Below are 25,682 nucleotides of genomic sequence, written 5' to 3' on the forward strand. Positions count from 1 at the left end.
CGTCACCACGCTAGCGACCCATGGGGCCCATGTGCAAAGAGCGTCACCCAGCGTGCCCGGCGGGCCGGCCGGGCGGCGCCGCGCGTCACTGCGCGTCACGCAGCATGCAGGTGAGCCGGGCGGTGCACACCCGCCGGCCGGCCTCGTCGGTGATCTCGATGTCGTAGGTCGCCAGCGTCCGCCCGCCGTGCAGCCGGGTCGCCACCCCGGTCACCTGACCAGAGCTCGCCGAGCGATGGTGGGTGGCGTTGATCTCGATGCCCATGGCCACCCGGCCGGGCCCCGCGTGCAGCGCGGCCCCGGTCGAGCCGAGGGTCTCGGCCAGCACGCAGGACGCCCCGCCGTGCAGCAGCCCGTACGGCTGGGTGTTGCCCTCGACCGGCATCCGGGCGACGACCCGCTCCGCGGTGGCCTCGACGAACTCGATGCCCATGGCGGAGGCCAGGGTCTCGCGGTGCGTCACGCCGAAAATCTCTTCGAGCCGGGTGTGGTCCTCGGGGTTGGTCATGGTCAAGGCAAGGCCTCCAGTTGCGCGCGGGGGAGTGTTCTGTCGTACTCGGAGACTAGGCTGCGGATGTGCCGAAGAAGGAAACGACCCCCTCCCGTCCCCGCCTGCTCCTGCTGGACGGGCACTCGCTGGCGTACCGTGCCTTCTACGCTTTGAAGGACGCCGGGCTGACCACCACCGACGGCCAGCACACCGAGGCGGTGTACGGCTTCACCTCGATGCTGATCAACGTGCTCCGCGACGAGAAGCCGACCCACGTCGCGGTCTGCTTCGACCGCTCCGAGCCCACCTTCCGGCACGAGTCCTACCAGCAGTACAAGGCGAACCGGCAGGAGACCCCGGAGGACTTCCGCGGCCAGGTGAGCCTGATCTTCGAGGTGCTGGACGCGCTGCGGCTGCCCTACCTGTCGCTGCCCGGCTACGAGGCCGACGACCTGATCGCCACGCTGGCCCACCGGGCGTCCGCCGAGGGGATGGACGTCCTGATCGTCACCGGTGATCGCGACGCCCTGCAGCTGGTGGACGACCGGGTCACCCTGCTGATGACCCGCCGCGGCATCAGCGACATGACGCGCTTCGACCCGCCCGCCGTGGTGGAGAAGTACGGCCTGACCCCGGTGCAGTACCCCGACTTCGCCGCGCTGCGCGGCGACCCGAGCGACAACCTGCCGAGCATCCCGGGCGTCGGGGAGAAGACCGCGGCCAAGTGGGTGCGCGAGTTCGGCTCGCTCACCGCGCTGGTCGACCGGGTCGACGAGGTCAAGGGCAAGGTCGGCGACCGGTTGCGCGAGCATCTGGCCCAGGTGATCCACAACCGGCAGCTCACCGAACTGCGCCGCGACGTGCCGCTGGAGGCCGAGGTCACCGCGCTCACCATGGGCCGGTGGGACCGCGACGAGATCCACAAGCTCTTCGACAGCCTGCAGTTCCGGGTGCTGCGCGACCGCCTCTACCAGAGCATCGGCACCGCCGAGCCGGAGGCGGAGGCGGGGTTCGAGGTCGAGCTGGTCGAGCCGGCCGAGGGCGGCCTCGGCGACTGGCTGGCCGGCGCGCCGGCCGGCCGGGTCGGCCTCGCGGTCCGGTGCGCCCATGGCAGCGGCACCGGCAGCGTCGAGAGCCTGGCCGTCGCCCTGCCGCCGGATGCCGAGGGCCGGCGCCGGGCCGCGCACCTCGATCCGGCCGCGCTCGGCGAGGCCGACGACGCGGCGCTGCGCCGCTGGCTGGCCGACGAGTCGGTGCCCAAGGCGGTGCACGACGTCAAGGGGCCGCTGCTGTCGCTGTGGGCGCACGGCCTGGACCTGCGCGGGGTGACCTGTGACACCGCGCTGGCCGCCTACCTGGCGATGCCCGGGCAGCGTTCCTTCCCGCTGGACGACCTCGTGCTGCGCTACCTGCAGCGCGAGCTGCGCGCTGAGACCGACGCGGGCGGCCAGGCGGCGCTGTTCGACGACCCGGCCGACAACGCCGGCGAGGAGCTCGCGGTGCGCGCCGAGGCGGTGCGCGAGCTCGCCGACGCCCTGGAGGCGTACCTGGAGCCGCGCGGCGGCATCCGGCTGCTGCGCGAGGTGGAGCTGCCGCTGGTGCGCGTGCTGGCGGAGCTGGAACGGGCCGGCATCGCGGCCGACCGCGACCACCTGACCGGCCTGGAGGCCGAGTTCGGCGCGGCGGTGAAGCAGGCGGTGGAGGAGGCGCACCGGGTGGTCGGCGAGCAGTTCAACCTGGGTTCGCCCAAGCAGCTGCAGGAGATCCTCTTCGTCCGGCTCGGCCTGCCCAAGACCAAGAAGATCAAGACCGGCTACACCACCGACGCCGACGCGCTGGCCACCCTGGCCACCCAGACCGACAACGAGCTGCCGACCATCCTGCTGCGCCACCGCGACCAGACCAAGCTGCGCACCACCGTCGAGGGCCTGATCAAGGAGATCGCCGACGACGGCCGCATCCACACCACCTACAACCAGATCATCGCGGCCACCGGCCGGCTGTCGTCGGAGAAGCCCAACCTGCAGAACATCCCGATCCGCACCGGCGAGGGCCGGCGGATCCGGGAGGGCTTCGTGGTGGGCGAGGGCTTCGACTGCCTGCTCACCGCCGACTACAGCCAGATCGAGCTGCGCATCATGGCGCACCTGTCCGGCGACGCCTCGCTGATCGCCGCGTTCGAGTCCGGCCACGACTTCCACCAGGCCACCGCGGCCCGGGTCTTCGACCTGCCGCCCGAGCAGGTCGACGGCGGGCTGCGCGCGCGGATCAAGGCGATGAACTACGGCCTGGCCTACGGGCTGTCGGACTTCGGGCTGTCCGGCCAGCTCGGCATCCCGGTCGCCGAGGCCCGCGCGCTCAAGGACGAGTACTTCCAGGAGTTCGGCGGGGTCCGCGACTACCTCGGCGCGATCGTGACCCAGGCCCGGCACGACGGCTACACCGAGACCATCCTCGGCCGGCGCCGCTACCTGCCCGACCTCACCAGCGACAACCGGCAGCGGCGGGAGATGGCCGAGCGGATGGCGCTGAACGCGCCCATCCAGGGGTCGGCCGCCGACATCATCAAGGTCGCCATGCTGAACGTCCACCGGGCGCTGCGCGATCAGGGGCTGCGCTCGCGCATGCTGCTGCAGGTGCACGACGAGCTGGTCTTCGAGGTGGCCCCGGGTGAGGTGGAGCAGGTCCGCGAGCTGGTGGTCCGGGAGATGGGCGCCGCCTACCGGCTGCGCGTCCCGCTGGACGTCTCGGTGGGCGTCGGCCGCACCTGGCAGGACGCCGGCCACTGACCCGGCCGCGGCGCGGCGGCCCGGTGCCGGGGGCGGGGGGAACGGCCCGGGACGGCCCCGCCGGGTGATCGGTGGATCTAGGGTGGATGGGCTGATCCGTCCCCCCGCCCAGGAGTTCCGCTGTGCGCAGCACGCCCGGCCTGACCCCGCTCATCGGTCTCGTGAACGTCGGTGTCATGATCGTCGCGGCGGTCGTGCTGCTGGTGATGCCCCTCGACGACCATGGGCCGGACCCGCGCCGCGCCGCCGCCACCCCCGGCCCGCCGGCCTCTCCCTCCCAGGCCCTCCCGACGCCGAGCACGGCCGCGCCGGTCACCGCGACGGCCGAGCTGGCCCGCCGGGTCGGGGCCAACGAGCTGGGGCTGGTTCCGGTGCTGATGTACCACCGGATCCAGAAGAAGCGGCGGGCCTCGATCGACCGCACGCCCGCCCAACTGCGCGCCGAGCTGGTCACCCTGGCCGAGAGCGGGTACGTGCCGGTGACCGCGGCCGAGTTCGCCGCCGGGCGGATGGACGTGCCCGCCGGGTCGCATCCGGTCGTGCTCACCTTCGACGACGGCAGCCCCACCCACTTCGCGCTCGGCGCCGACGGGTGGCCGGCGCCGGACACCGCGGTGCGGATCATCCTGGACGTGGCGCGCGACCACCCCGGGTTCCGCCCCGTGGCCACGTTCTGGGTGAACAAGGAGCCGTTCGGCATCACCGGGCACGACCGCCAGGCGGCGGCGGTGCGCTGGCTGGTCGACCACGGGTTCGAGGTGGCCAACCACACCTACGACCACCCCGACCTGCGCCGCCTGCGCAAGAAGAAGGTCGCCGAGCAGATCGTCCGGCAGTCGCGGCTGCTGCACGCGGCCGGCGCACCGCGGTCGGCCACCTTCGCGCTGCCTTACGGCAGCATGCCGAGGAAGCGGGCCACCGCGCGGTCGGGGAAGTGGGACGGCACCTCCTACCGCTTCGACGCGGTCTTCCTGGCCGGGGCCGAGCCGGCGATTTCGCCCTACGCGAAGGGCTTCGACCGGTTCGCGATCCCCCGGGTGCAGTCCAACGGAAAGAAAGGCGAGTGCCGCAAGTGGTGCTCCCAGTACTGGCTGGAGTGGCTGGACCGGCATCCGGACCGGCGATACACCTCGGACGGAGATCCCGCGCGCGTCTCCATGCCGCGGGAGATTCGCGGTAAGATCGCGACAAAGTCGCGCGAGATGGCGATCGCTTACTAGTGGCGGGCCGGGTTGTGCAGGTGGGCGCCGGATTGACCGCGCCCGCGTACTCTCATATGCTGATCGCTGCGCTGTGGGCTCGCGTGCGCCTCGGACGGAGCGGGCTCGCGCTCGGTCATGTCGACCAACGGTCATCAGACCCTATCTCGGCTTGAACGATAAAGAAGGCCTGCCGCGCGTACGCCACATCGACATCTGTCCGCGTTCGGAGCAATTCCACACATGACGAGCAGCACCGAGGCCACCTCGAGCACCCCGCAGGTAGCGGTCAACGACATCGGTTCCGAGGAGGCCTTCCTCGCCGCGATCGACGAGACCATCAAGTACTTCAACGACGGCGACATCGTCGAAGGCACCGTCGTCAAGGTCGATCGAGACGAGGTCTTGCTCGACATCGGCTACAAGACCGAGGGGGTCATCCCCTCGCGCGAGCTCTCGATCAAGCACGATGTCGACCCGGCCGAGGTCGTCGAGGTCGGCGAGCACGTCGAGGCCCTTGTTCTCCAGAAGGAGGACAAGGAGGGCCGGCTGATCCTGTCCAAGAAGCGCGCCCAGTACGAGCGCGCCTGGGGCACGATCGAGAAGATCAAGGACGAGGACGGCATCGTCACCGGCACGGTCATCGAGGTCGTCAAGGGTGGTCTCATCCTCGACATCGGCCTCCGCGGCTTCCTGCCGGCGTCCCTGGTCGAGATGCGCCGGGTCCGCGACCTGCAGCCGTACGTCGGCCGCGAGCTCGAGGCCAAGATCATCGAGCTGGACAAGAACCGCAACAACGTGGTCCTGTCCCGCCGCGCCTGGCTGGAGCAGACCCAGTCGGAGGTCCGCCAGACCTTCCTCAACACCCTGCAGAAGGGTCAGGTCCGCAAGGGCGTCGTCTCCTCGATCGTCAACTTCGGCGCCTTCGTCGACCTGGGCGGCGTCGACGGCCTGGTGCACGTCTCCGAGCTGTCCTGGAAGCACATCGACCACCCCTCCGAGGTCGTCGAGGTCGGCCAGGAGGTCACCGTCGAGGTGCTCGACGTGGACATGGAGCGCGAGCGGGTCTCCCTGTCGCTCAAGGCGACGCAGGAGGACCCCTGGCAGCAGTTCGCCCGCACCCACCAGATCGGGCAGGTCGTGCCGGGACGGGTCACCAAGCTGGTGCCGTTCGGCGCGTTCGTCCGGGTCGAGGAGGGCATCGAGGGCCTGGTGCACATCTCCGAGCTGGCCGAGCGCCACGTTGAGATCCCCGAGCAGGTCGTGCAGGTCGGCGACGAGATCTTCGTGAAGATCATCGACATCGACCTCGACCGGCGGCGCATCTCGCTGTCGCTCAAGCAGGCCAACGAGGGTGCCTCGGGTGCCGACGTCGAGTTCGACCCCACGCTGTACGGCATGGCGGCGACCTACGACGACCAGGGCAACTACATCTACCCCGAGGGCTTCGACTCCGAGACCGGCGAGTGGCTCGAGGGCTTCGAGAAGCAGCGCGAGGAGTGGGAGCGGCAGTACGCCGAGGCCCAGACCCGCTTCGAGGCCCACAAGTCGCAGATCGAGAAGGCTCGCGCCGAGGAGGCGGAGGCCTCCTCCGGGGCGTCGGGTTACTCGGGCGAGTCGGCCCCGTCGTCGTCCTCGTCCGGTTCGGCTCCGGCGGGCGGCGCCCTGGCCTCCGACGAGGCCCTGGCGGCGCTGCGCGAGAAGCTGGCCGGCGGGCAGAACTGACGCCCGGCCGCTGATCGAGCGACACCTGCGGTAGTTAAAGGAGGACCCCGCCCCAGGGCGGGGTCCTTCGCCGTTCCGGACCGCCACCGGTTCCCACTCGCCGGGCCCCCGCCCGGCCGCCATGGCGGGCGGCCGGCCTTACAGTGGGCGCGTGATGACGATCGAGCGGGCCGGGCCCGCGGACGCCGGGGAGATCCTCACCCTGCAGCGGGCGGCCTACGTGACCGAGGCGCAGCTCTACGGTGACCCGTTCATCGCTCCCCTGGTGGAGTCACCGCAGGGGATGCGCGCGGCCATCGAGGAGGCGACGGTGCTGAAGGCCGTCGAGGACACCCGGATAGTCGGCGCGGTGCGCGGCCGGATCGCCGGCCGGTCGGCCACCGTCGGCCGCCTGGTGGTGGCCCCGGACCGGCAGGGCAACGGCGTGGGCACCGCGCTGCTCGCGGCGATCGAGCGGGAGCTGGGCCCGGCGGCGGAGGCGTTCGACCTGTTCACCGGGCACCTTTCCGAGGGCAACCTGCGGCTGTACCGGCGGGCCGGCTACCGGGAGACCCGCCGCGAGCGGGTCCACGACCACCTGACCCTGGTGCACCTGCGCAAGCCCGCCTGAGCGCGTCTCACTCGGCCGGGAGCCGGCGGGCCCGTTCCAGTAGATGCCGCCGTTCGGCCAGGCTGGCGGTGCCCCGGGCGGCCAGCCGGTAGGCCTCCCGCGCCGCCGCGGTCCGGCCGGACGCCTCCAGCAGATGGGCGCGCACCGCGTGCAGCCGATGGTGCCCGGCCATCCGCTCGTCCCGCGCCAGCTCCGCCAGCAGGTCGAGCCCGGCACCCGGCCCCTCGAGCTGGGCCAGCGCCACCGCCCGGTTCAGGGTGATCATGGGATTGGGCGCGATCCGCTCGAGAATGCGATACAGCGTGTGGATCTGGTACCAGTCGGTCTCGGTCGTGCTCGGCGCCGCCGCGTGCGTCGCCGCGATGGCCGCCTCCAGCTGGTAGGGGCCGAGCGGGGACCCGGCCATCGCCTCGACGGCCAGCGCGGTGCCTTCGGCGATCAGGCCGGCGTCCCACCGGGTGCGGTCCTGCTCGGCCAGCGGGACAAGCTCGCCGGACGGGCCGGTCCGGGCGCCGCGCCGCGCGTCGGTGATCAGCATCAACCCGAGCAGGCCGGCCACCTCGCCGTCGCCGGGCAGCCGCCGCCGCACCATCCGGGCCAGCCGGATCGCCTCCCGCGACAGCTCGGCCCGGTGCAGGTCGTCGCCGGACGACGCGGTGTACCCCTCGTTGAAGATCAGATAAAGCACTTGCAGCACGACGCGCAGCCGCCCGGCCCACTCGTGCGGCCCGGGCGGGGCGAACCGGCCGCCCGCCGCCCGGACGCGCTGCTTGGCCCGGCTGATCCGCGCGGCCATGGTGGCCTCCGGAACCAGGAACGCCCGGGCGATCTCGGCGGTGGTCAGCCCGCCGGCCGCGCGCAGCGTGAGGGCGGTCTGCGACGCCGGCGTCAGCGCCGGATGGCAGCACAGGAACAGCAGCGTCAGCGTGTCGTCGGTGTCCGGCACGTCCTCGTCCGGTTCGGTGACGGGCTCCGGTTCCCGGCGCGCCACCGTCACCTCGCGCGCCCGGCGCGCGTGGTCGCTGCGCACCTGGTCGATGAGCCGGCGGCCGGCCGCGGTGACCAGCCAGCCGCGCGGATTGTCCGGCAGGCCCCGGACCGGCCACTGGGTGACGGCGTCGATCACCGCCTCCTGCACCGCGTCCTCGCACTCCTCGAACCGGCCGTGGCGGCGGACGAGCACCCCGAGGACCTGCGGCGCGAGCTCGCGCAGCAGGTCCTCGACGCGGAGGTCGACGTTCACGTGTCCAGCTGGCCGTGGGAGAACATGACCTGCCGCACCTCGACGCCCAGTCCGTCGATCCTGGCGTCCGGGATGAGCGCCGCCAGCTGCAGGGCGCGCTCCTTGCTCTCGCAGTCGACCAGGTAGTAGCCGCCGAGGTACTCCTTGGCCTCCAGGTAGGGGCCGTCGGTGACGACCGGCCGGTCGTCGCGGACCCGGACGACCGCGCTCTGCGAAGGGTCGGCGAGCGCCTGGGTCATGATCAGCTCGCCGGAGGCGGTGATCTCCTCAAGGAAGGGCCCGTGCCCCTCCATGACCGCGGTGCGCTCCTCTTCGGTGAGCGAGTCCCACACCGCCGGGTTCACATGCATGATCAGCAGGAACTTCATGTCCGCTCCTTCGTCGTGACCTCCGGGCCCGCCCCGGGCCCTGCACGGGGTGGTCGGCGCCGGGCACGCGTTCTTGACACCCCGGCCGGAGATTCCTTCGGCGGATCCGGGAACCCTGGCCGGGGGCCGGAGGCCGGTCCGGCCGGTGGCCGTACGCTACCCGACCGGTGGGCGACGGATCGCCGCGCCGGCCGGCGCCGCCCCCGGCCGGTCCCGCGGGCACTACCCTCGGGGCATGGTGAAGATCGGGCTGACCGGTGGCATCGGGTCGGGCAAGAGCGAGGTCGCCCGGCGGCTGGCCGGGCACGGCGCGGTGGTGATCGACGCCGACCTGATCGCCCGGGAGGTGGTGGAGCCGGGCACCCCGGGCCTGGCCGAGGTCGTGGCGACGTTCGGCCAGGAGATGCTGCGCGCCGACGGCACCCTGGACCGGGAGCGGCTGGGCCGCGTCGTGTTCGCCGATCCCGGCGAGCTGGCGCGGCTGAACGCCATCGTCCACCCGAAGGTCGGGGCGCGGGTGGCGGAGCTGCAGGCGGCGGCGCCCCCCGGAGCGGTCGTCGTCTATGACGTCCCGCTGCTGGCGGAGAACGGCCTGGCACCGATGTACGACATCGTGGTGGTGGTGGACGCCGCGGAGGACGTCCGGCTGGCCCGGCTGGTCGAGCGGCGCGGCATGTCCGAGCAGGACGCGCTGGCCCGCATCCGCGCCCAGGCCACCCGGGAGGAGCGGCTGGCGGTCGCCGACGTGGTCATCCCGAACGATGGTTCGCCGGCCGAGCTGGACGCCCGGGTCGGCGAGCTGTGGGCGACCCTGCGGGCTCGGGCGGACGCCCAGGGGCCACGCTGACCGGTCCCGGACCTGGCGGGACCCCAGGCGCGTCTGAGCTGGGCTGAGCGTCCTTCCAGGCCTTGGCGGGCCGCCGAAGACGCCGGCGGCCGGTTCATGCCGGCATCGCCGGCCACGGGCGGGCGCCGGACGGCGCCGGGGCGGCGCCGGTGATCGGCGCCGGGTCTGCGAGCATGGCCTGCGTGCTGCGACGCCTGCCCATCCTGGACCGGGTCCGGCTCGGGGTCCTGGTGGCCGGGCTCGCCTGCGTGGCGACCGGCCTGCTGCCGGCCGGCGAGGCGGTCGCGGACGTCGCCCGGATCGGCCCGCTGCTGCTGTTCCTGACCGCGATCATCGTCCTGGCCGAGCTGACCAAGGAGGCGCAGGTCTTCGACGTGCTCGCCGGACGGCTGGCCATCGTCGGCCGGGGCCGCTACGCCGCGCTCTTCCTGCTCTGCGTGGCCTTCGCGTCGTTCACCACCGCGTTCCTCAACCTGGACACCACGGCCGTGCTGCTGACCCCGGTCATGCTGGCGCTGGCCTCCCGGGCGCGCATCGCGCCGCTGCCGCTGGCCATGACCACGGTCTGGCCCGCCAACACCGCGAGCCTGCTGCTGCCGGTGTCCAACCTCACCAACCTGCTGGCGATGGACCGGGTCGGCCTGTCCACCGTGGACTTCGCGGCCCGCATGTGGGCGCCCCAGGCGGCGGCGCTCGCGGTGACCATGGCGCTGTTGTGGGTGTTCTACTGGCGGCGCGGCGCCCGGGGCGAGGATCGCTACGTGCCCCCGCCCGCCGTCCCGGTGGCCGACCGGGTGCTGTTCGGCGTCGCCGCCGCCGCCTGCGCCGTGTTCATCGGGGCCATCCTGGCCGGGGTGGAGATCGGCGTGGCCGCCGCGGTGGCCGCCGTCCCGGTCGTCGCCGCGTTCGCCTGGCGTGACCGGGGCAAGCTCGCCTGGAGCCTGATCCCCTGGCAGCTGCTGGCCTTCGTCGTCGGCCTGTTCCTGATCATTCCCACGCTGAGCCGGTACGGCCTGGACACGGTGATGCGCGCGCTCATCGGCGACGCGGCCGCGGCGGGCGCGGAGTACCGCGCGGCCGCCGCCGGGGCCGGGCTGTCCAACCTGGTCGGCAACCTGCCCGCCTACTACGCCGGTGAGCGGGTCATCGCCGGGCCCGGCCACGAGCGCCTGCTGTCCCTGCTGATCGGTACCAACGTCGGTGCGGTGATCACGCCCTGGGCGTCGCTGGCGACCCTGCTGTGGTTCGAGTGGTGCCGCCGCCGCGAGGTGCGGGTGCCGATCGGCAGGTTCCTGCTGAGCGGGGCCTGCCTGGCGGTCACCGGGCTGGCCGCGGCGGTCGCGGCGCTGCTGCTCACCGCCTGAACCGGCCGTCCGGCCGTCCGGCCGGTCGGGGGAGGGACGGCGGCACCGGGCGGCGGCGGAAATGTCGGTGGCCCGGCGTAGGTTATGGAGGTGTGAGGCCGGTAACCGATTTGCAGCGCAGGGTGGCGCCCTTCGAGGTCGTCACCGACATGACCCCGTCCGGTGACCAGCCGGCGGCCATCGCCGAGCTCGAGCGGCGCGTCACGGCCGGGCAGAAGGACACGGTCCTGCTGGGTGCCACCGGCACCGGCAAGACCGCGACCGTGGCCTGGCTCATCGAGCGGCTGCAGCGCCCGGCCCTGGTGATGCAGCCCAACAAGACGCTCGCCGCCCAGTTCGCCAACGAGCTGCGCGAGATGCTTCCGGGCAACGCCGTCGAATACTTCGTGTCCTACTACGACTACTACCAGCCCGAGGCGTACGTCCCGCAGACCGACACCTACATCGAGAAGGACTCCTCGATCAACGACGAGGTCGACCGGCTGCGGCACTCGGCGACCAACTCGCTGCTCACCCGGCGCGACACCGTCGTGGTCGCCTCGGTCTCCTGCATCTACGGCCTTGGCACCCCGCAGGAGTACGTCGACCGCATGCTCCGGCTCAAGGTCGGCGAGGAGATCGAGCGCGACCGGCTGCTGCGCCGCCTGGTCGACATGCAGTACTCCCGCAACGACCTGGCGTTCACCCGGGGCACCTTCCGGGTGCGCGGCGACACCATCGAGGTGATCCCGCAGTACGAGGAGCTGGCCGTCCGCATCGAGATGTTCGGCGACGAGGTGGAGAAGCTCGCCACGCTGCACCCGCTCACCGGCGAGGTCATCACCGAGGACCAGGAGCTGTACATCTTCCCGGCCTCGCACTACGTCGCCGGCCCCGAGCGGATGGAGCGGGCGATCGGCGCCATCGAGGCCGAGCTGGCCGAGACGCTGGCCACCATGGAGCGGCAGGGCAAGCTGCTGGAGGCGCAGCGGCTGCGCATGCGCACCACCTACGACATCGAGATGATGCGCCAGGTCGGCACCTGCTCCGGCATCGAGAACTACTCGCGGCACATCGACGGGCGGGCCGCGGGCACCGCGCCGCACACCCTGCTCGACTACTTCCCCGAGGACTTCCTGCTGGTGCTGGACGAGTCGCACCAGACCGTGCCGCAGATCGGCGCGATGTACGAGGGGGACGCCTCCCGCAAGCGCACCCTGGTCGACCACGGCTTCCGGCTGCCGTCGGCGATGGACAACCGCCCGCTGAAGTGGGAGGAGTTCCTGGAGCGCATCGGGCAGACCGTCTACCTGTCGGCGACGCCGGGGCCGTACGAGCTCGGCCGCAGCGGGGGAGAGGTGGTCGAGCAGGTCATCCGGCCCACCGGACTGATCGACCCCGAGGTGGTGGTCAAGCCGACCAAGGGCCAGATCGACGACCTGGTGCACGAGATCAGAGAGCGGGCCGAGCGCGACGAGCGGGTGCTGGTCACCACGCTCACCAAGAAGATGGCCGAGGATCTCACCGACTACCTGCTGGAGCTCGGCATCCAGGTCCGCTACCTGCACAGCGAGGTCGACACGCTGCGCCGCATCGAGTTGCTGCGCGAGCTGCGCATGGGCGAGTTCGACGTGCTGGTCGGCATCAACCTGCTGCGCGAGGGCCTCGACCTGCCCGAGGTGTCGCTGGTGGCCATCCTGGACGCCGACAAGGAGGGCTTCCTGCGCAGCGAGACATCGCTGATCCAGACCATCGGCCGGGCAGCCCGGAACGTGTCCGGCCAGGTGCACATGTACGCCGACCGGGTGACGCCGTCGATGGAGCGGGCGATCGACGAGACCAACCGGCGCCGGGCCAAGCAGGTCGCCTACAACACCGCCAACGGCATCGACCCGCAGCCGCTGCGCAAGAAGATCGCCGACATCCTCGACTCGCTGGCCCGGGAGGACGCCGACACCGACCGGCTGCTCGGCGGCGGCCGCCAGCAGAGCCGCGGCAAGGCCCCGGTGCCCGGCATGTCCACCCGGCAGGCAGGCCAGCACGCCAAGGCCATCGCCGGCGAGATGCCCCGCGCCCAGCTGGAGTCGCTGGTCCAGTCGCTCACCGAGCAGATGCACACCGCGGCCGCCGACCTGCAGTTCGAGGTGGCCGCCCGGCTGCGCGACGAGATCAAGGAGCTCAAGCGCGAGCTCCGCGACATGCGCGAGGCCGGCGTCCACTGACCACCCACCCGTCGCCCCGCGCCCGGGGCGACGGGTGGGTGGTCAGTCGGTCAGCCGCCGCAAATTCAAGTCGATGTCCACCGCAAAGTCGATATTGGTCTTCAAACGGCCTCGGTGGATACCGGTCGGCACGTAGGCCCCCACCGCAGGATCAAGCTCGTAGGTGTAGACGACCGGCTCGCCGCTCTCCCGCTCCACGCGCCAGAGGAATTTGATGCCGGCATTCGAGTACTTGATCGGTTTGATTCCGCGATCTCGGTCCTGGGACTCCGCCGACACCACCTCGACCACGAGATGCACCTCTTCGGGGAGGTAGTAGGTGCGATCCAGGTTCGCCAATACCGATCGCCTCACCACGAGCACGTCCGGTTCGGGCCGTTGCCTCAGTCCGAGGCGGATCGACATCTCCCGCGCGATCTTGAATTCACGTGGGGGGCGGATGCCCAGCTCGCGGTCGATGAGCAGATTGACCATCACCATGTGGAACTGGGTTTGCGGAGACATCATGATGAGTGACCCGTCGATCAGTTCGACGCGCCGGGGGGCGTCGGCGGGCAGATGGTCCAGCATGTCGGCGGTCCACCCGCCCGGCGGGCCCGGGTAGAACCACTCGGGGAGCGCTGTGCTCACGGCGTCGTCCTCACTGCGGGGGGTGGGGTCCTCACTCGCCATGACCATCCTGCCACAATCCGTAGTCGCCATCTCACTCTTCGGCTACGACGATAGTCCGTGACAACCCGTCAGGTGGGGGACGGGGCGGGGGGTGCGGTGGCGGCGCGGCGGGCGCGCTTGCGGCGGCGCAGCCGGCGGAAGACCAGGAAGGCCGGCACCGCCAGCACCACCAGCGCGATCACCACCAGCACCGGGAAGAAGACCGCGAGCAGGCTCATGCCGAGCGAGCCGGCGTCCTCCACGGTGCTGACCACCGGGGCGCCGACGCCCGCGGTGGAGACGTTCACCACCGGGCGGGCGGTGGACTTCATCACGTGCACGGCCAGCGCGACGCCGATGCCGAGCAGCCAACTCGCCCACGGGTTGTGGGCCATCCAGGCCGAGTGGTCGAACCGGTCGGCGGCCTGGGTGGCGGTGAACACCACGCCGCCCGCGGCCGGCCGCACCGCCGTCTGGATCATGTCGTTGACGTGATCGACCACCGGCACCTTGTCCAGCACGATCTCGGCCACCAGCAGTACACCGATGATCGCCACGACCCAGCCGCTGGACAGCCAGGCGTAGTCGTCCGGCAGCTTCACCACATCGGTGAAGTTGGCCAGCAGGCCGACCACCAGCAGCGGGATGTAGGCGTTGAGCCCCGCCGCCGTGGACAGCCCGAGACCGGTCAGCGCCGCGAGCATCGCACCTCCATCGTCACGTACATCTGAAGGGAAGAACGAGAAACGGGTGCCCCGGCGTTCCCGGGACGGCTCAGCCGCCGGTGATGTCGCTCATCCGTTCGACCGCGCCGGCGAACTCCTCGATCATCTCGTAGACCACCTGCCGGGCCGGCCGTACCTGGTCGAGCTGGCCCACCACCTGGCCGACGAAGTAGTTCGCCAGCTCGCGGGCACCCGGCCCGCCCCGCTCGGCCGCGGCGACCACCCGGGCGAGCGCCTCCTCGGCGAGCACCAGCTGCAGCGGCATGGGCAGCGGGCCGGGGCTGCCGGGCGCCTCGTCCCACTCCCGGGTCCAGGCCGACACCAGCTGCCGGGCCGGCTTGCCGGTGCGCGAGCGGGAGCGCACGGTGTCCCGCGAGGTGGCGGCGAGCAGCTTCTCCTTCACCGCGGGCGGCGTCTCGGCCTCCTCGGTGGTCAGCCAGACCGATCCGCACCACACACCTTCGGCGCCGAGGGCCAGCGCGGCGGCCATCTGGCGCCCGTTCGCGATACCACCGGCGGCCAGCACCGGGATCGGGGCCACCGCGTCCACCACCTGGGGGACCAGCACCATCGTGGAGATCTCCCCGGTGTGGCCGCCGGCCTCGGAGCCCTGCGCGACGATGATGTCGGCGCCCGCGACGACCTGGCGGCGGGCGTGCTCCACGGTGCCGACCAGCGCGGCCACCGGGACGCCGGCCGCGCGCGCCCGGTCCACCATGATCGGGGGCGGCGTGCCGAGCGCGCTGGCGATCAGCGCGACCGGGTGCCGCAGCGCGACGTCGATCAACCCGGTGGCGCCCTGCTGGGTGACGCGCCCGCCGAACCCCTCGCCGCCGCGCGCCACCCCGGACGGTTCGGTCTCCGGCGGAATACCGTACTTGTCGAACAGGTGGGCCACGAAGTCGCGGTGCGCCGCGGGAATGGCGTCGCCCGGGGCGGCCGCCGACGGGTCGATCCGCCCGGGGACCAGCACGTCGACCCCGTACGGCCGGCCGCGCACCTGCCGGTCGATCCAGTCCAGTTCGCGGTCCAGTTCCTCGGGGGAGTACGCCACGGCGCCGAGCACGCCGAGCCCGCCCGCGCCGGTCACCGCCGCGACCACGTCCCGGCAGTGGCTGAACGCCAGCAGCGGGAACTCGATCCCGAACCGCTCGCAGATCTCCGTTCGCATGCCGAGACGCTAGCCCGCGCGCGGCCGGCCGGTCCAGCAGGGCCCCGCTCAGGCGCGAGGCACCGACTCCGGCCCGGCGAGCAGCGCGCGCAGCGCGCCGACCTCGGCGGCGGTCTCGGCGGGCGTCTCGGCGGGTGTCTCGGTGGCGGTCTCGGCCGCGGTGGCCGGGCGCCAGCCCTCGCCGGGGGAGTAGCGGCGGACGATCCTGGCGGGCACGCCTGCGATGACGCAGTGGTCGGGGAACTCGCCCCGCACCACCGCGCCGCCGGCGACGACGGACTGCCTGCCGATACGGGTGCCGGGCAGGATGATGGCGCCGGCGCCGAGCCACGAGCCCGGACCGATGGACACCGGGTTGTTGCGGGGCCACTGGCGCCCGATGGGGGTGTCGGGGTCGTCGTACACGTGGTTCTGGTCGGTGATGTAGACGTACGGTCCGGTGAAGACGTCGTCGCCGATGTCGATGGACTGGTGGCCGACGATGTGGCTTCCCCGGCCGATCGAGCAGGCCGCGCCGATGCGCACCACCGGGTCCGGGCCGAGGTCCACCCCCGGGCCCATTCCCGCCGAGATGGACACCCGCTCGCCGACCAGGGTACGCTCGCCGATCTCGATCCACTCCTCGCCGAAGATCGCACCCTGCGGGAACGCCAGGGAGGCGCCGGTACCGAGATGGCGGAAGCGGAGGCCGGCCGGGGTGGCCGGGGTCACGGCGCCGGCCGCGCGGGCCGCGGCCCAGGCGCGGTGCAGGAGGCGGCCGGTGATCCGGCGCACGAGATGACGGGGCGACATATCCGGAGAAGTTACCGCTTGGTTAGCATGCAGGGAACGGGCGCCCGGGAGATGTTCGGGCACTTCGCAAGGGTCCTTTGATATTCTGAGAGCCCGTGGACACGCGGTCGCCCGCCGGGACGGCCACGATCACAACGGACCACGGGAGACCCTCGTTGCGCAGTGCCGCAAAAACCAAGCATCTGTTCGTCACCGGAGGCGTGGCCTCCAGCCTCGGCAAGGGGCTCACGGCGTCGAGCCTCGGGCGCCTGCTCAAGCTTCGCGGCCTGCGGGTCACCATGCAGAAGCTCGATCCCTACCTCAACGTCGACCCCGGGACGATGAACCCGTTCCAGCACGGTGAGGTGTTCGTCACAGACGACGGCGCCGAGACCGACCTGGACGTCGGCCACTACGAGCGCTTCCTGGACACCGAGCTGCACGGCTCGGCCAACGTCACCACCGGCCAGGTCTACTCCAACGTGATCGCCAAGGAGCGGCGCGGTGAGTACCTGGGCGACACCGTCCAGGTGATCCCGCACATCACCAACGAGATCAAGGACCGCATCCGCGGCATGGCCGGCCCGGACGTGGACGTGGTGATCACCGAGGTCGGCGGCACGGTCGGCGACATCGAGTCGCTGCCGTTCCTGGAGGCCGTCCGGCAGGTCCGGCACGAGGTCGGCCGGGACAACGTCTTCTTCCTGCACGTCTCGCTGCTGCCCTACATCGGGCCGAGCGGGGAGCTGAAGACCAAGCCCACCCAGCACTCGGTGGCCGCGCTGCGCAGCATCGGCATCCAGCCGGACGCGATCGTCTGCCGCTCCGACCGGCCCATCACCACCTCGCTGAAGCGCAAGATCAGCCTGATGTGCGACGTGGACGAGGACGCGGTCGTCTCGGCGGTGGACGCGCCCAGCATCTACGACATCCCCAAGGTGCTGCACTCCGAGGGGCTGGACGCCTACGTCATCCGGCGCCTGGGCCTGCCGTTCCGTGACGTCGACTGGCAGGAGTGGGACCGGCTGCTGCGCCGGGTGCACCGGCCGGCCCGGGAGGTGACGGTCGCGCTGGTCGGCAAGTACATCGACCTGCCGGACGCCTACCTGTCGATCACCGAGGCGCTGCGCGCCGGCGGCTTCGCCTGCGACGCCCGGGTCAACATCCGCTGGGTCAAGAGCGACGACTGCGAGACCCCCGAGGGCGCCGCCCGCGAGCTGGACGGCGTGGACGGCGTGCTGATCCCCGGCGGCTTCGGGGTGCGCGGCATCGAGGGCAAGGTAGGCGCCATCCGGCACGCCCGCGAGCGGCGCATCCCGCTGCTCGGCATCTGCCTGGGCATGCAGTGCATGGTGATCGACGCGGCCCGGCACCTGGCCGGCGTCGAGGGGGCCAACAGCACCGAGTTCGACCCCGGTGCCGCCGAACCGGTGATCTCCACGATGGCCGACCAGGAGGACGTGGTGGCCGGGGAGCGCGACATGGGCGGCACCATGCGGCTCGGTCTCTACCCGGCCCGGCTCGCCGAGGGTTCGATCGTCCGCCGGTTGTACGGCGCGGCGAGCGCCGACGAGCGGCACCGGCACCGCTACGAGGTGGCCAACGCCTACCGCGAGCGGCTGGAGAAGGCCGGCATGGTCTTCTCCGGCCTGTCCCCGGACGGGCGCCTGGTCGAGTACGCCGAGCTGGACGCCGACCTGCACCCGTTCTTCGTCGGCACCCAGGCCCATCCGGAGTTCCGCTCCCGGCCGACCCGGCCGCACCCGCTGTTCACCGGGCTGATCGACGCGGCTCTCGACTACGCGGGCAACCGCGAGAGCGTGACCCGCGCCGGACGGACCGCGTGACCGCCGCGCCCGGCGCCGGCGCTCCCGCGGGGCCGGACGCCGGCGAGGTGCGCGACCTGCCGGCCTCCTGGGAGGTGGTCGCGTCGGCCGAGCGGTTCAGCGCCCGGGTGATCTCGGTGCGCACCGACAGCGTGCGCATGCCCGGCGACGAGGTGGCCGACCGCGACTACGTGGTCCATCCCGGCTCGGTGGCGGTGGTGGCGCTGGACGAGGAGCACCGGGTGCTCCTGCTGCGCCAGTACCGCCACCCGATGCGCCGGCTGCTGTGGGAGCTGCCGGCCGGCATCCGGGACGTGCCCGGCGAACCGCTGGTCGAGTGCGCGGCCCGCGAGCTGGCCGAGGAGGCGGGGTACCGGGCGCGGACCTGGCACACCTTGCTCGACATCGCCACCTCGCCCGGGATGTCGGACGAACGCATCCGGATCTTCCTGGCCCGCGACCTGGTGCCGATACCGCCGGAGGAGAACGGCTTCGTGCGGCGGCACGAGGAGGTCGACATGCCGGTCGTCTGGGTGCCGCTCGCCGACGGGGTGCGCCGGGCGTTGGCCGGAATGATCCACAATTCGCCGGCCGTCGCCGGTATCCTCGCCGCGTACGCCGCTGCGCCGGACGGCTTCGCCACCCTGCGTCCCGCCGAGGCGGAGGAGGCCTGACAGGAGGTTCCGGTCCTGAGCCCGCACGCCGACCCCCAGGCAGTGCTGGCCGGCTACCTCGCCCATCTCGCGGTGGAGCGGGGCCTGGCGGCCAACACGCTCGCCTCCTACCGGCGTGACCTGCGGCGCTATCTCGACCATCTGGGCCGCCGCGGGCGTTCCTCGCTGGCCGAGGTCGCCGAGGGCGACGTGGTCGCCTTCCTCGCGGCGTTGCGGGAGGGCGACCCGGCGCACCGGGCGCTGTCGGCGGGCTCGGCCGCCCGGGCCGTCTCGGCGGTTCGCGGGCTGCACCGCTTCGCGCTGCGCGAAGGGCTGGCCGGGCACGACCCGGCCCGCGAGGTGCACCCGCCGAGCCGGCGGCGCCGGCCGCCCAAGGCCATGGGCGTCGCCGAGATCGAGCGGCTGATGGCCGCGGCCGGTCCGGCCGGCGCGCCGCTCACCGACCGCAACCGGGCGCTGCTGGAGCTGCTCTACGGCACCGGGGCGCGCATCTCCGAGGCGGTGGGGCTGGCCGTGGCGGACGTCGAGGCCGGGCTGGTGCGGTTGCGCGGCAAGGGCGGCCGAGTGCGGGTGGTGCCGCTCGGGGCGCTCGCGCTCGACGCGCTCGGCGCCTACCTCGCCAGGGCACGGCCGATGATCTGCGCCTCCGGCGGGGGCACCGCCGCGCTGTTCCTCAACGCCCGCGGCGGCCGGCTCACCCGGCAGGGCGCCTGGGAGGTGTTCCAGTCCGCCGCCGAGCGGGCGGGGCTGGCCGGGGTGTCCCCGCACATGTTGCGCCATTCGTTCGCAACTCACCTCCTGGACGGCGGAGCGGACGTTAGGGTTGTCCAGGAACTGCTCGGCCACGCCTCGGTGTCGACCACCCAGGTCTACACGCCGGCCGGTGCCGACCGGCTCCGTGCGGCGCGCGCCGGGTTCGGCCCGCGGGCCGGGCCGCCAACTTCATAGCTTCAGGGCGCGGCGCCTTGCCGCTTACGTGCCGACCCCATAGTGTCCGTCCGGACGGTCCGGTTCGGGGTCGTCAGGGAGGTTCAACTGGTGACAGCGACCACAGACGCGACCATCCGCGGCGCTTCGGGCGCACCCGACTGGGGCGACGCCCGGAGCGAGGGCATTCTGGGTCCCACCGGGCGGCCGCGCCCCGTCTTCCCGGAGCCCGTGCCGCCGACCACGCACGGCCCGGCGCGGGTCGTGGCGATGGTCAACCAGAAGGGCGGCGTGGGCAAGACCACGACGACCATCAACCTTGGCGCCTCCCTCGCCGAGTGCGGCCAGCGGGTGCTGCTGGTCGACTTCGACCCCCAGGGCGCGCTGTCGGTCGGCCTCGGCATCGACCCGCGCCCGCTGGAGTCCACGATCTACGACCTGATCATGGAGGAGCAGGACGTCACCGCCGAGGACGTGCTGCTCGCCACCAGCGTCGAGGGCATGGACCTGCTGCCCAGCAACATCTTCCTGTCCGGCGCGGAGATCCGCCTGGTCAACGAGGTGGCGCGCGAGTACGCGCTCGGCCGGGCGCTGGAGCCGCTGCTGCCCCACTACGACATCTGCCTCATCGACTGCCAGCCGTCGCTGGGCCTGCTCGCGGTCAACGCGCTGACCTGCGCGCACAGCGTGATGGTGCCGCTGGAGTGCGAGTTCTTCGCGCTGCGCGGCGTCGCGCTGCTCATGGAGTCGATCACCAAGGTGCAGGAGCGCCTGAACAAGAACCTCGAGATCGACGGCATCCTGGCCACGATGTACGACCCGCGCACCCTGCACGCCCGCGAGGTCCTTCAGACGATCATGCAGGGGTTCGGCGACAAGGTCTTCCACACGGTGATCAACCGCACCGTCCGGTTCCCGGACGCCACCCTGGCCGGTGAGCCGATCACCCAGTTCGACTCGGCCTCCATGGGGGCGACCGCCTACCGTGAGCTGGCCCGCGAGGTGCTCGCCCGCTGGTCCGAGGGCGGCTGAGCCCGGCCCGCGCCCGGCACGCCGACCTCGCGGGGCGGGCGTGACGGCCGGGGAGCCGCGCGTGCGGGACAATGGGCCGGTGACCGAGCAGCCCGCCGCCGCCCAGGCGCGGCCCGACACCTTCCAGGTGCACCTGGAAGTGTTCCAGGGGCCGTTCGACCTGCTGCTCGGGCTGATCTCCAAGCACAAGCTGGACATCACCGAGGTGTCGCTGCACCAGGTGACCGACGAGTTCATCGCGCACATCCGCGCGCGCGGCCCGGAGTGGGACCTGGACCAGGCCAGCCACTTCCTGCTGGTCGCCGCCACCCTGCTGGACCTCAAGGCGGCCCGGCTGCTGCCCGCCGGCGAGGTGGAGGACGAGGAGGACCTCGCCCTGCTGGAGGCCCGTGACCTGCTGTTCGCCCGGCTGCTGCAGTACCGCGCCTACAAGGAGGTCGCCAAGGTCCTGTCCGGCCGGATGGCCGCCGAGGCGCTGCGCTTCCCGCGGGTGGTGCCGATGGAGCCGCGGTTCGCCGACCTGCTGCCCGAGCTGGTGCTCGGCGTCGGCCCCGAGCGGCTGGCGAAGATCGCCGCGCGGGCCTTCACCCCCCGGTTGCCGCCGTCGGTGTCGACCGAGCACATCTACCAGCCGGTCGCCAACGTCCGCGAGCAAGCCGCTATCCTGGTCGAACGGCTCCGGCGCGTGCGCACCGCGACGTTTCGGGCCCTGACCGCCGACTGCGCGGGCACCTTCGAGGTCATCGCGCGGTTCCTCGCGGTGCTGGAGCTGTTCCGGGAGGGCGCGGTCACCTTCGAGCAGCTGGAGCCGCTCGGCGACCTGCACGTGACCTGGGCCGGTGCCGACGACGGCGACGTCACGGTCGTCGACGACTACGACGAGGGCCCCGCGCGGCGCCCCGACGGCATCGACGGCCCCGAGAGCCGGGAGAGCGAGAATGCAGCCGACGAGTCCTGACCCGGCCGGCGATCCGGCGGCGCCCGCCGCCGGCATCGCGGTGGACGCCGGGCCGGAGCCGGGCCTGCGGGCGGCGCTGGAGGCCATCTTGCTGGTGGTCGACGAACCGGTCGCCGAGGTGACCCTGGCCCAGGTGCTGGAGGTGCCGGTGCGTGAGATCACCGGGGCCCTGCGCGGGCTGGCGGCGGAATACACCGCGGCCGGCCGTGGTTTCGACCTGCGGGAGGTGGCCGGCGGCTGGCGGTTCTACACCCGGGCCGAGTGCGCCGCCGTGGTGGAGCGGTTCGTCCGGGACGGGCAGCAGACCCGGCTGACGCAGGCCGCCCTGGAGACGCTCGCGGTGGTGGCCTACCGGCAGCCGGTGAGCCGGGCCAGGGTCGCCGCGATCAGAGGCGTCAACAGCGACGGCGTCATGCGCACCCTCGCCGCCCGCGGGCTGGTGGAGGAGGCCGGCACCGATCCCGAGGGCCAGGCGGTGCTGTACCGCACGAGCTCGTACTTTCTGGAGAGGCTGGGGCTGCGGAGCCTGGACGAACTTCCGCCGCTCGCCCCGTTCCTCCCCGACGACGTGGAAAACCTAGAGGAGCGACTCAAGTGATCAACAGGCGTAGCACCCCGTCCGGTGATGGACGCGGTCGAGGACGCGGCGGCGCCGGTGGCGCCTCGGGCTCGCGAGGAGGTGCCGGGTTCCGGGCCGGGTCCGGCGGGGTCCGCGGTGGCGGCCGCCCGGCGCGCGGTGGCGCGGCCGGGCGCGGTGACCGGGACCGCCGGGACTCCTTCCGCGCCGAGGGCACCGGTGACCGCGCCGGGCGCGGTGGCGACCGCGACCCGCGCCCGTTCGCCGGCCCGCGCGAGCGGGACGGCCGCCGCGACTCCGCCCGTGGCCGCGACGAGCGCCCCGGCGATCGCCGGGGCTCCTTCGCCGGCCGTGACTCCGGCGACCGCCGCGGCCCGTCCCGCGACCGGGACGGCTTCTCCGGTGATCGCCGGGGCTCCTTCCGCGGTCGCGACGAGCGCTCCGGCGAGGGCCAGGGCTCCTTCCGTGGCCGCGACGAGCGCTCCGGTGATCGCCGGGGGTCCTTCGGTGACCGGCGGGGCTCCGACTCCGGCGGCTTCTCCGGTGATCGCCGCGGCTCCTTCCGGGACCGGGACGGCTTCTCCGGCGAGCGCCGGGGGCCGTCCGGTGGCCGCCAGGACGCCCGCCGCGGACCGTCCCGGGACAGGGGAGGGTACTCCGGCGAGCGCCGCGGGTCCTTCCGCGACGACGGCCGGTCGGCGTTCCGGGCCGGGCCGGGCGGCAGCCGCGGCCGGTACGGCCGGGACGACGCCGGGCGGGACCGCCCGGCCGGCGGCCCGCGGCGCGAGGACGACCGCGGCGCCTATCGGGGCGGGCCCGCGGACCGCGGGGGGTACGGCGGAGCCCGCGACCCGCGCGGTGACGACCGCCGCGACTCCCGAGGCGATGATCGCCGTGACTTCCGGGGCGGCGACCGCGGTGACGTCCGGGGCGACTCCCGGCGCGCGCCCCGCGACGGCGAACGTGCGCGCGAGGGCGGGCGGTACGGCTCCGGGCGCGGCCCGGGCCGGCGCGACGAGGTGCAGACGATCGGCGGCGGCACCCGCGGCCGGTACGGCCGGCGGGACGACGGCGGGCGCGGCGAGGGGTACTCGGGGCGGGCCGGCACGCGGGGTCGCGACACCGGCGGCCCGCGCGACCGCGGCGGCGCCGGGCGCGGCGGTGCCTTCAAGACCGCCCGCCAGCCGGTGCGCGACCCCGACTTCTTCCCCGAGGGCTACGCCGACGAGCGCGACACCACCGAGGTCCCCGGCGGCGTCCGGCTGCAGAAGGTGCTGGCCGCGGCCGGCGTGGCGGCCCGGCGCACCTGCGAGGAACTGATCGGCGAGGGCCGGGTCACCGTGGACGGCCAGGTCGTCCGCCGGTTCGGCGCCCGCGTCGACCCCGCCAAGCAGGTCATCCACGTCGACGGCAAGCGCATCCCCACCGCGCCCGACCTGGTCTACTTCGCCATCAACAAGCCGATCGGCGTGGTCAGCACGATGTCCGACCCCGAGGGCCGGCCCTCGCTGGCCGACTACACCGCCGACCGCACCGAGCGGCTCTTCCACGTGGGGCGGCTGGACACCGAGACCGAAGGCCTGATCATCCTCACCAACGACGGTGAGCTGGCGCACCGGTTGACCCACCCGAGCTTCGGGGTGCAGAAGAAGTACTGGGCCAAGGTCCCCGGCCCCATCCCGCGCGACCTCGGCCGCCGGCTGAAGAAGGGCGTGGAGCTGGAGGACGGCATGGTCAAGGCCGACGAGTTCAAGATCGTCCAGGAGCACGGGCAGCAGGCGCTGGTCGAGGTCGTGGTGCACGAGGGCCGCAAGCACGTGGTGCGCCGCATGCTGGAGGTGGAAGGGCACCCGGTGATCGACCTGGCGCGCATCGAGTTCGGGCCGGTCAAGCTGGGCCGGCTCAAGCCCGGGACGCTGCGCGCGCTCAGCCTCAAGGAAGTGGGCGATCTCTACGCCACGGTGGGAATGTAATCTTTCCCCGCAGACGAACGGCATGACGGCGGCGAGCGAGAGGGGGATGACATGGTGCGGGCCATCCGAGGTGCGACCCAGGTCGATTCCAACGACCGAGAGGCCATCCTGGCCGCGGTGACCGAGCTGGTCACCGAGGTCATGGAGCGCAACCGGCTGACCACCGACGAGGTCATCAGCGTGATCTTCACGGCCACGCCCGACCTCACCGCGGAGTTCCCCGCGCTCGCCGCCCGCAAGCTCGGCTTCCACGACGTGCCGCTGATCTGCGCGAGCGAGATCGACGTGCCGGGCGCGCTGCCGCGGGTGGTGCGCCTGATGGCGCACGTCGCCACCGACCGGCCGCGCCAGGAGATCCACCACGTGTACCTCCGCGGGGCGGTCGCCCTCCGAGTGGACATCGCGCAGTGAGCGACGACCCGCGCGGCATCGACAGCGTCCTGGTGGTCGGCACCGGGCTGATCGGCACGTCCGTGGGCCTCGCGCTGCGCGAGCACGGCGTCACCGTGAAGCTCGCCGACCAGGACCCGGCGGCCGTGCGGGTGGCATGCGAGCTCGGCGCGGGCGAGGAGTGGACGGCCGGCGGCCCGCGCGTCGACCTCGCGGTCATCGCCGTGCCGCCGCAGTTCGTCGCCCAGTGGCTGCTGGACCTGCAGAAGACCGAGGCGGCCCGCTTCTACACCGACGTGGCCAGCGTCAAGGCGCTGCCCATCGAGCAGGCCGCCGGGCTCGGCTGTGACCTGTCGAGCTACGTGGCGGGCCACCCGCTGGCCGGCCGCGAGCGCTCCGGCCCGGCCGCGGCGCGCGCCGACGTGTTCCTCGGCCGCCCGTGGGCGTACTGCCCGGGTCCGGAGACCGCGCCGGAGGCGGTGCGCGCGGTGCTGTCCCTGATCGACCTGTGCGGGGGCAACGCCGTGGAGGTGGCGCCGGCCGCGCACGACGAGGCCGTCGCCCTGGTCTCGCACGCCCCGCACGTGGCTGCCGCGGCGGTCGCCGCCCGGCTGGCCGAGGCCTCCGACACCGCGCTCGGCCTGGCCGGGCCGGGGGTCCGCGACGTCACCCGGGTGGCCGGCGGTGATCCGGCGCTGTGGACGGTCATCCTGTCGGGTAACGCCCGGCCGGTGGCCGAGATCCTGGAGGCGGTCGCCGCCGACCTCGGCCGGGCGGCGGCGGCGCTGCGCGCGGCCGCGGTCGAGGGTGCCGCGATCGATCCGGTGACCGAGTTGCTGCGGCGCGGCAACGCCGGCCAGAGCCGCATCCCCGGCAAGCACGGCGGCCCGCCGCGGTCGTACGCGGTGGTGCAGGTGCTGGTCGGCGACCGGCCCGGCGAGCTGGCCCGGCTCTTCCAGGTGGCCAAGGAGGCCGGCGTCAACATCGAGGACGTCCGGCTGGAGCACGCCCCCGGGCTGCCGCTCGGCGCCGCCGAACTGCACGTCCAGCCGGAGGCGGCCGGCGGGCTCGCCAGGGCGCTGCGCGCCCACGGGTGGCACGTCCCCTAGCCCGGCTCCGATGCCGGTCCGGTGGCGTTTTCCCGGTACGCTCTTTGCGGGCCCGGGCCGCC

Annotated in this window: 23 protein-coding genes; 16 read left to right on the forward strand and 7 right to left on the reverse strand. The window is 73.0% G+C overall.

The window, feature by feature from the left end; genetic code table 11:
- Nucleotides 1-85: 85 nt before the first annotated feature.
- Nucleotides 86-508, reverse strand: a complete 423-nt coding sequence (locus tag Sru01_RS09575) for a PaaI family thioesterase (protein ID WP_203983649.1) — start codon at nt 506-508, stop codon at nt 86-88.
- 68 nt (nt 509-576) lie between these two features.
- On the opposite strand from Sru01_RS09575, the gene polA reads away from it, so the two are divergent.
- The 4 genes from polA to Sru01_RS09595 all read left to right on the forward strand — a co-directional run bounded on the left by polA (nt 577) and on the right by Sru01_RS09595 (nt 6,813).
- Nucleotides 577-3,279, forward strand: coding sequence for a DNA polymerase I (gene polA, locus Sru01_RS09580; RefSeq protein WP_203983569.1), 2,703 nt, complete (start codon nt 577-579; stop codon nt 3,277-3,279).
- A 122-nt stretch (nt 3,280-3,401) separates the two neighbouring features.
- A complete protein-coding gene (locus Sru01_RS09585; protein WP_239137190.1) occupies nt 3,402-4,499 on the forward strand; it encodes a polysaccharide deacetylase family protein in 1,098 nt (365 codons plus the stop codon).
- Nucleotides 4,500-4,721: 222 nt separating this feature from the next.
- Nucleotides 4,722-6,203, forward strand: coding sequence for a 30S ribosomal protein S1 (rpsA, locus tag Sru01_RS09590; protein WP_203983570.1), 1,482 nt, complete (start codon nt 4,722-4,724; stop codon nt 6,201-6,203).
- 154 nt (nt 6,204-6,357) lie between these two features.
- Complete coding sequence (locus Sru01_RS09595; RefSeq protein ID WP_203983651.1) at nt 6,358-6,813, forward strand: GNAT family N-acetyltransferase; 456 nt, start codon at nt 6,358-6,360, stop codon at nt 6,811-6,813.
- A gap of 7 nt (nt 6,814-6,820) precedes the next feature.
- On the opposite strand, the gene Sru01_RS09600 is transcribed toward Sru01_RS09595, so the two are convergent.
- The gene (locus tag Sru01_RS09600) at nt 6,821-8,056 is read right to left on the reverse strand and encodes an RNA polymerase sigma factor (protein WP_203983571.1); all 1,236 of its coding nucleotides are present in this window, start codon (nt 8,054-8,056) and stop codon (nt 6,821-6,823) included.
- The gene (locus Sru01_RS09605) at nt 8,053-8,424 is read right to left on the reverse strand and encodes a YciI family protein (RefSeq protein WP_203983572.1); all 372 of its coding nucleotides are present in this window, start codon (nt 8,422-8,424) and stop codon (nt 8,053-8,055) included. Before Sru01_RS09605 ends, Sru01_RS09600 begins: the two co-directional genes overlap by 4 nt.
- Before the next feature lie 235 nt (nt 8,425-8,659).
- Between Sru01_RS09605 and coaE the strand changes: the two genes are divergently transcribed.
- From coaE to uvrB, 3 genes are all read left to right on the forward strand, one after another.
- A complete protein-coding gene (gene coaE, locus Sru01_RS09610; RefSeq protein ID WP_203983574.1) occupies nt 8,660-9,271 on the forward strand; it encodes a dephospho-CoA kinase in 612 nt (203 codons plus the stop codon).
- 173 nt (nt 9,272-9,444) lie between these two features.
- Nucleotides 9,445-10,635, forward strand: a complete 1,191-nt coding sequence (locus Sru01_RS09615; protein WP_203983652.1) for an ArsB/NhaD family transporter — start codon at nt 9,445-9,447, stop codon at nt 10,633-10,635.
- Nucleotides 10,636-10,727: 92 nt separating this feature from the next.
- A complete protein-coding gene (gene uvrB, locus Sru01_RS09620; protein ID WP_203983576.1) occupies nt 10,728-12,836 on the forward strand; it encodes an excinuclease ABC subunit UvrB in 2,109 nt (702 codons plus the stop codon).
- A 42-nt stretch (nt 12,837-12,878) separates the two neighbouring features.
- On the opposite strand, the gene Sru01_RS09625 is transcribed toward uvrB, so the two are convergent.
- From Sru01_RS09625 to Sru01_RS09640, 4 genes are all read right to left on the reverse strand, one after another.
- Entirely contained in the window at nt 12,879-13,466 is a 588-nt protein-coding gene (locus tag Sru01_RS09625; protein ID WP_239137192.1) for a Uma2 family endonuclease, read from the reverse strand.
- Nucleotides 13,467-13,576: 110 nt separating this feature from the next.
- Nucleotides 13,577-14,191 (reverse strand): DUF4126 domain-containing protein, encoded by a 615-nt coding sequence (locus Sru01_RS09630; RefSeq protein WP_203983580.1) that lies wholly within the window; start codon nt 14,189-14,191, stop codon nt 13,577-13,579.
- A gap of 70 nt (nt 14,192-14,261) precedes the next feature.
- Nucleotides 14,262-15,383, reverse strand: coding sequence for an NAD(P)H-dependent flavin oxidoreductase (locus Sru01_RS09635; RefSeq protein WP_203983582.1), 1,122 nt, complete (start codon nt 15,381-15,383; stop codon nt 14,262-14,264).
- Nucleotides 15,384-15,431: 48 nt separating this feature from the next.
- Nucleotides 15,432-16,175, reverse strand: a complete 744-nt coding sequence (locus Sru01_RS09640) for an acyltransferase (RefSeq protein ID WP_203983584.1) — start codon at nt 16,173-16,175, stop codon at nt 15,432-15,434.
- A gap of 155 nt (nt 16,176-16,330) precedes the next feature.
- On the opposite strand from Sru01_RS09640, the gene pyrG reads away from it, so the two are divergent.
- From pyrG to Sru01_RS09685, 9 genes are all read left to right on the forward strand, one after another.
- Entirely contained in the window at nt 16,331-18,001 is a 1,671-nt protein-coding gene (gene pyrG / locus Sru01_RS09645) for a CTP synthase (RefSeq protein WP_203983586.1), read from the forward strand.
- Nucleotides 17,998-18,654 carry an NUDIX domain-containing protein gene (locus tag Sru01_RS09650; RefSeq protein WP_203983588.1) on the forward strand — a complete coding sequence of 219 codons (657 nt, stop codon included), beginning with the start codon at nt 17,998-18,000 and terminating at the stop codon, nt 18,652-18,654. The genes pyrG and Sru01_RS09650 overlap by 4 nt, the downstream gene beginning before the upstream one ends.
- A 42-nt stretch (nt 18,655-18,696) precedes the next feature.
- Nucleotides 18,697-19,602, forward strand: coding sequence for a site-specific tyrosine recombinase XerD (locus tag Sru01_RS09655; RefSeq protein WP_307811996.1), 906 nt, complete (start codon nt 18,697-18,699; stop codon nt 19,600-19,602).
- Nucleotides 19,603-19,692: 90 nt separating this feature from the next.
- Nucleotides 19,693-20,613, forward strand: coding sequence for a ParA family protein (locus Sru01_RS09660; protein WP_373869509.1), 921 nt, complete (start codon nt 19,693-19,695; stop codon nt 20,611-20,613).
- A gap of 79 nt (nt 20,614-20,692) precedes the next feature.
- Nucleotides 20,693-21,571: a segregation and condensation protein A gene (locus Sru01_RS09665; protein WP_203983590.1), complete on the forward strand. Its 879-nt coding sequence runs from the start codon at nt 20,693-20,695 to the stop codon at nt 21,569-21,571.
- Entirely contained in the window at nt 21,552-22,169 is a 618-nt protein-coding gene (gene scpB, locus Sru01_RS09670) for an SMC-Scp complex subunit ScpB (protein ID WP_203983592.1), read from the forward strand. The genes Sru01_RS09665 and scpB overlap by 20 nt, the downstream gene beginning before the upstream one ends.
- Complete coding sequence (locus Sru01_RS35450; protein WP_239137193.1) at nt 22,166-24,121, forward strand: pseudouridine synthase; 1,956 nt, start codon at nt 22,166-22,168, stop codon at nt 24,119-24,121. Before scpB ends, Sru01_RS35450 begins: the two co-directional genes overlap by 4 nt.
- 51 nt (nt 24,122-24,172) lie before the next feature.
- Nucleotides 24,173-24,532, forward strand: a complete 360-nt coding sequence (gene aroH, locus Sru01_RS09680; protein ID WP_203983594.1) for a chorismate mutase — start codon at nt 24,173-24,175, stop codon at nt 24,530-24,532.
- The gene (locus Sru01_RS09685; protein ID WP_239137195.1) at nt 24,529-25,620 is read left to right on the forward strand and encodes a prephenate dehydrogenase; all 1,092 of its coding nucleotides are present in this window, start codon (nt 24,529-24,531) and stop codon (nt 25,618-25,620) included. Before aroH ends, Sru01_RS09685 begins: the two co-directional genes overlap by 4 nt.
- Nucleotides 25,621-25,682 lie beyond the last annotated feature (62 nt).

It is taken from the genome of Sphaerisporangium rufum, from assembly GCF_016863395.1.
GTDB lineage: Bacteria > Actinomycetota > Actinomycetes > Streptosporangiales > Streptosporangiaceae > Sphaerisporangium > Sphaerisporangium rufum.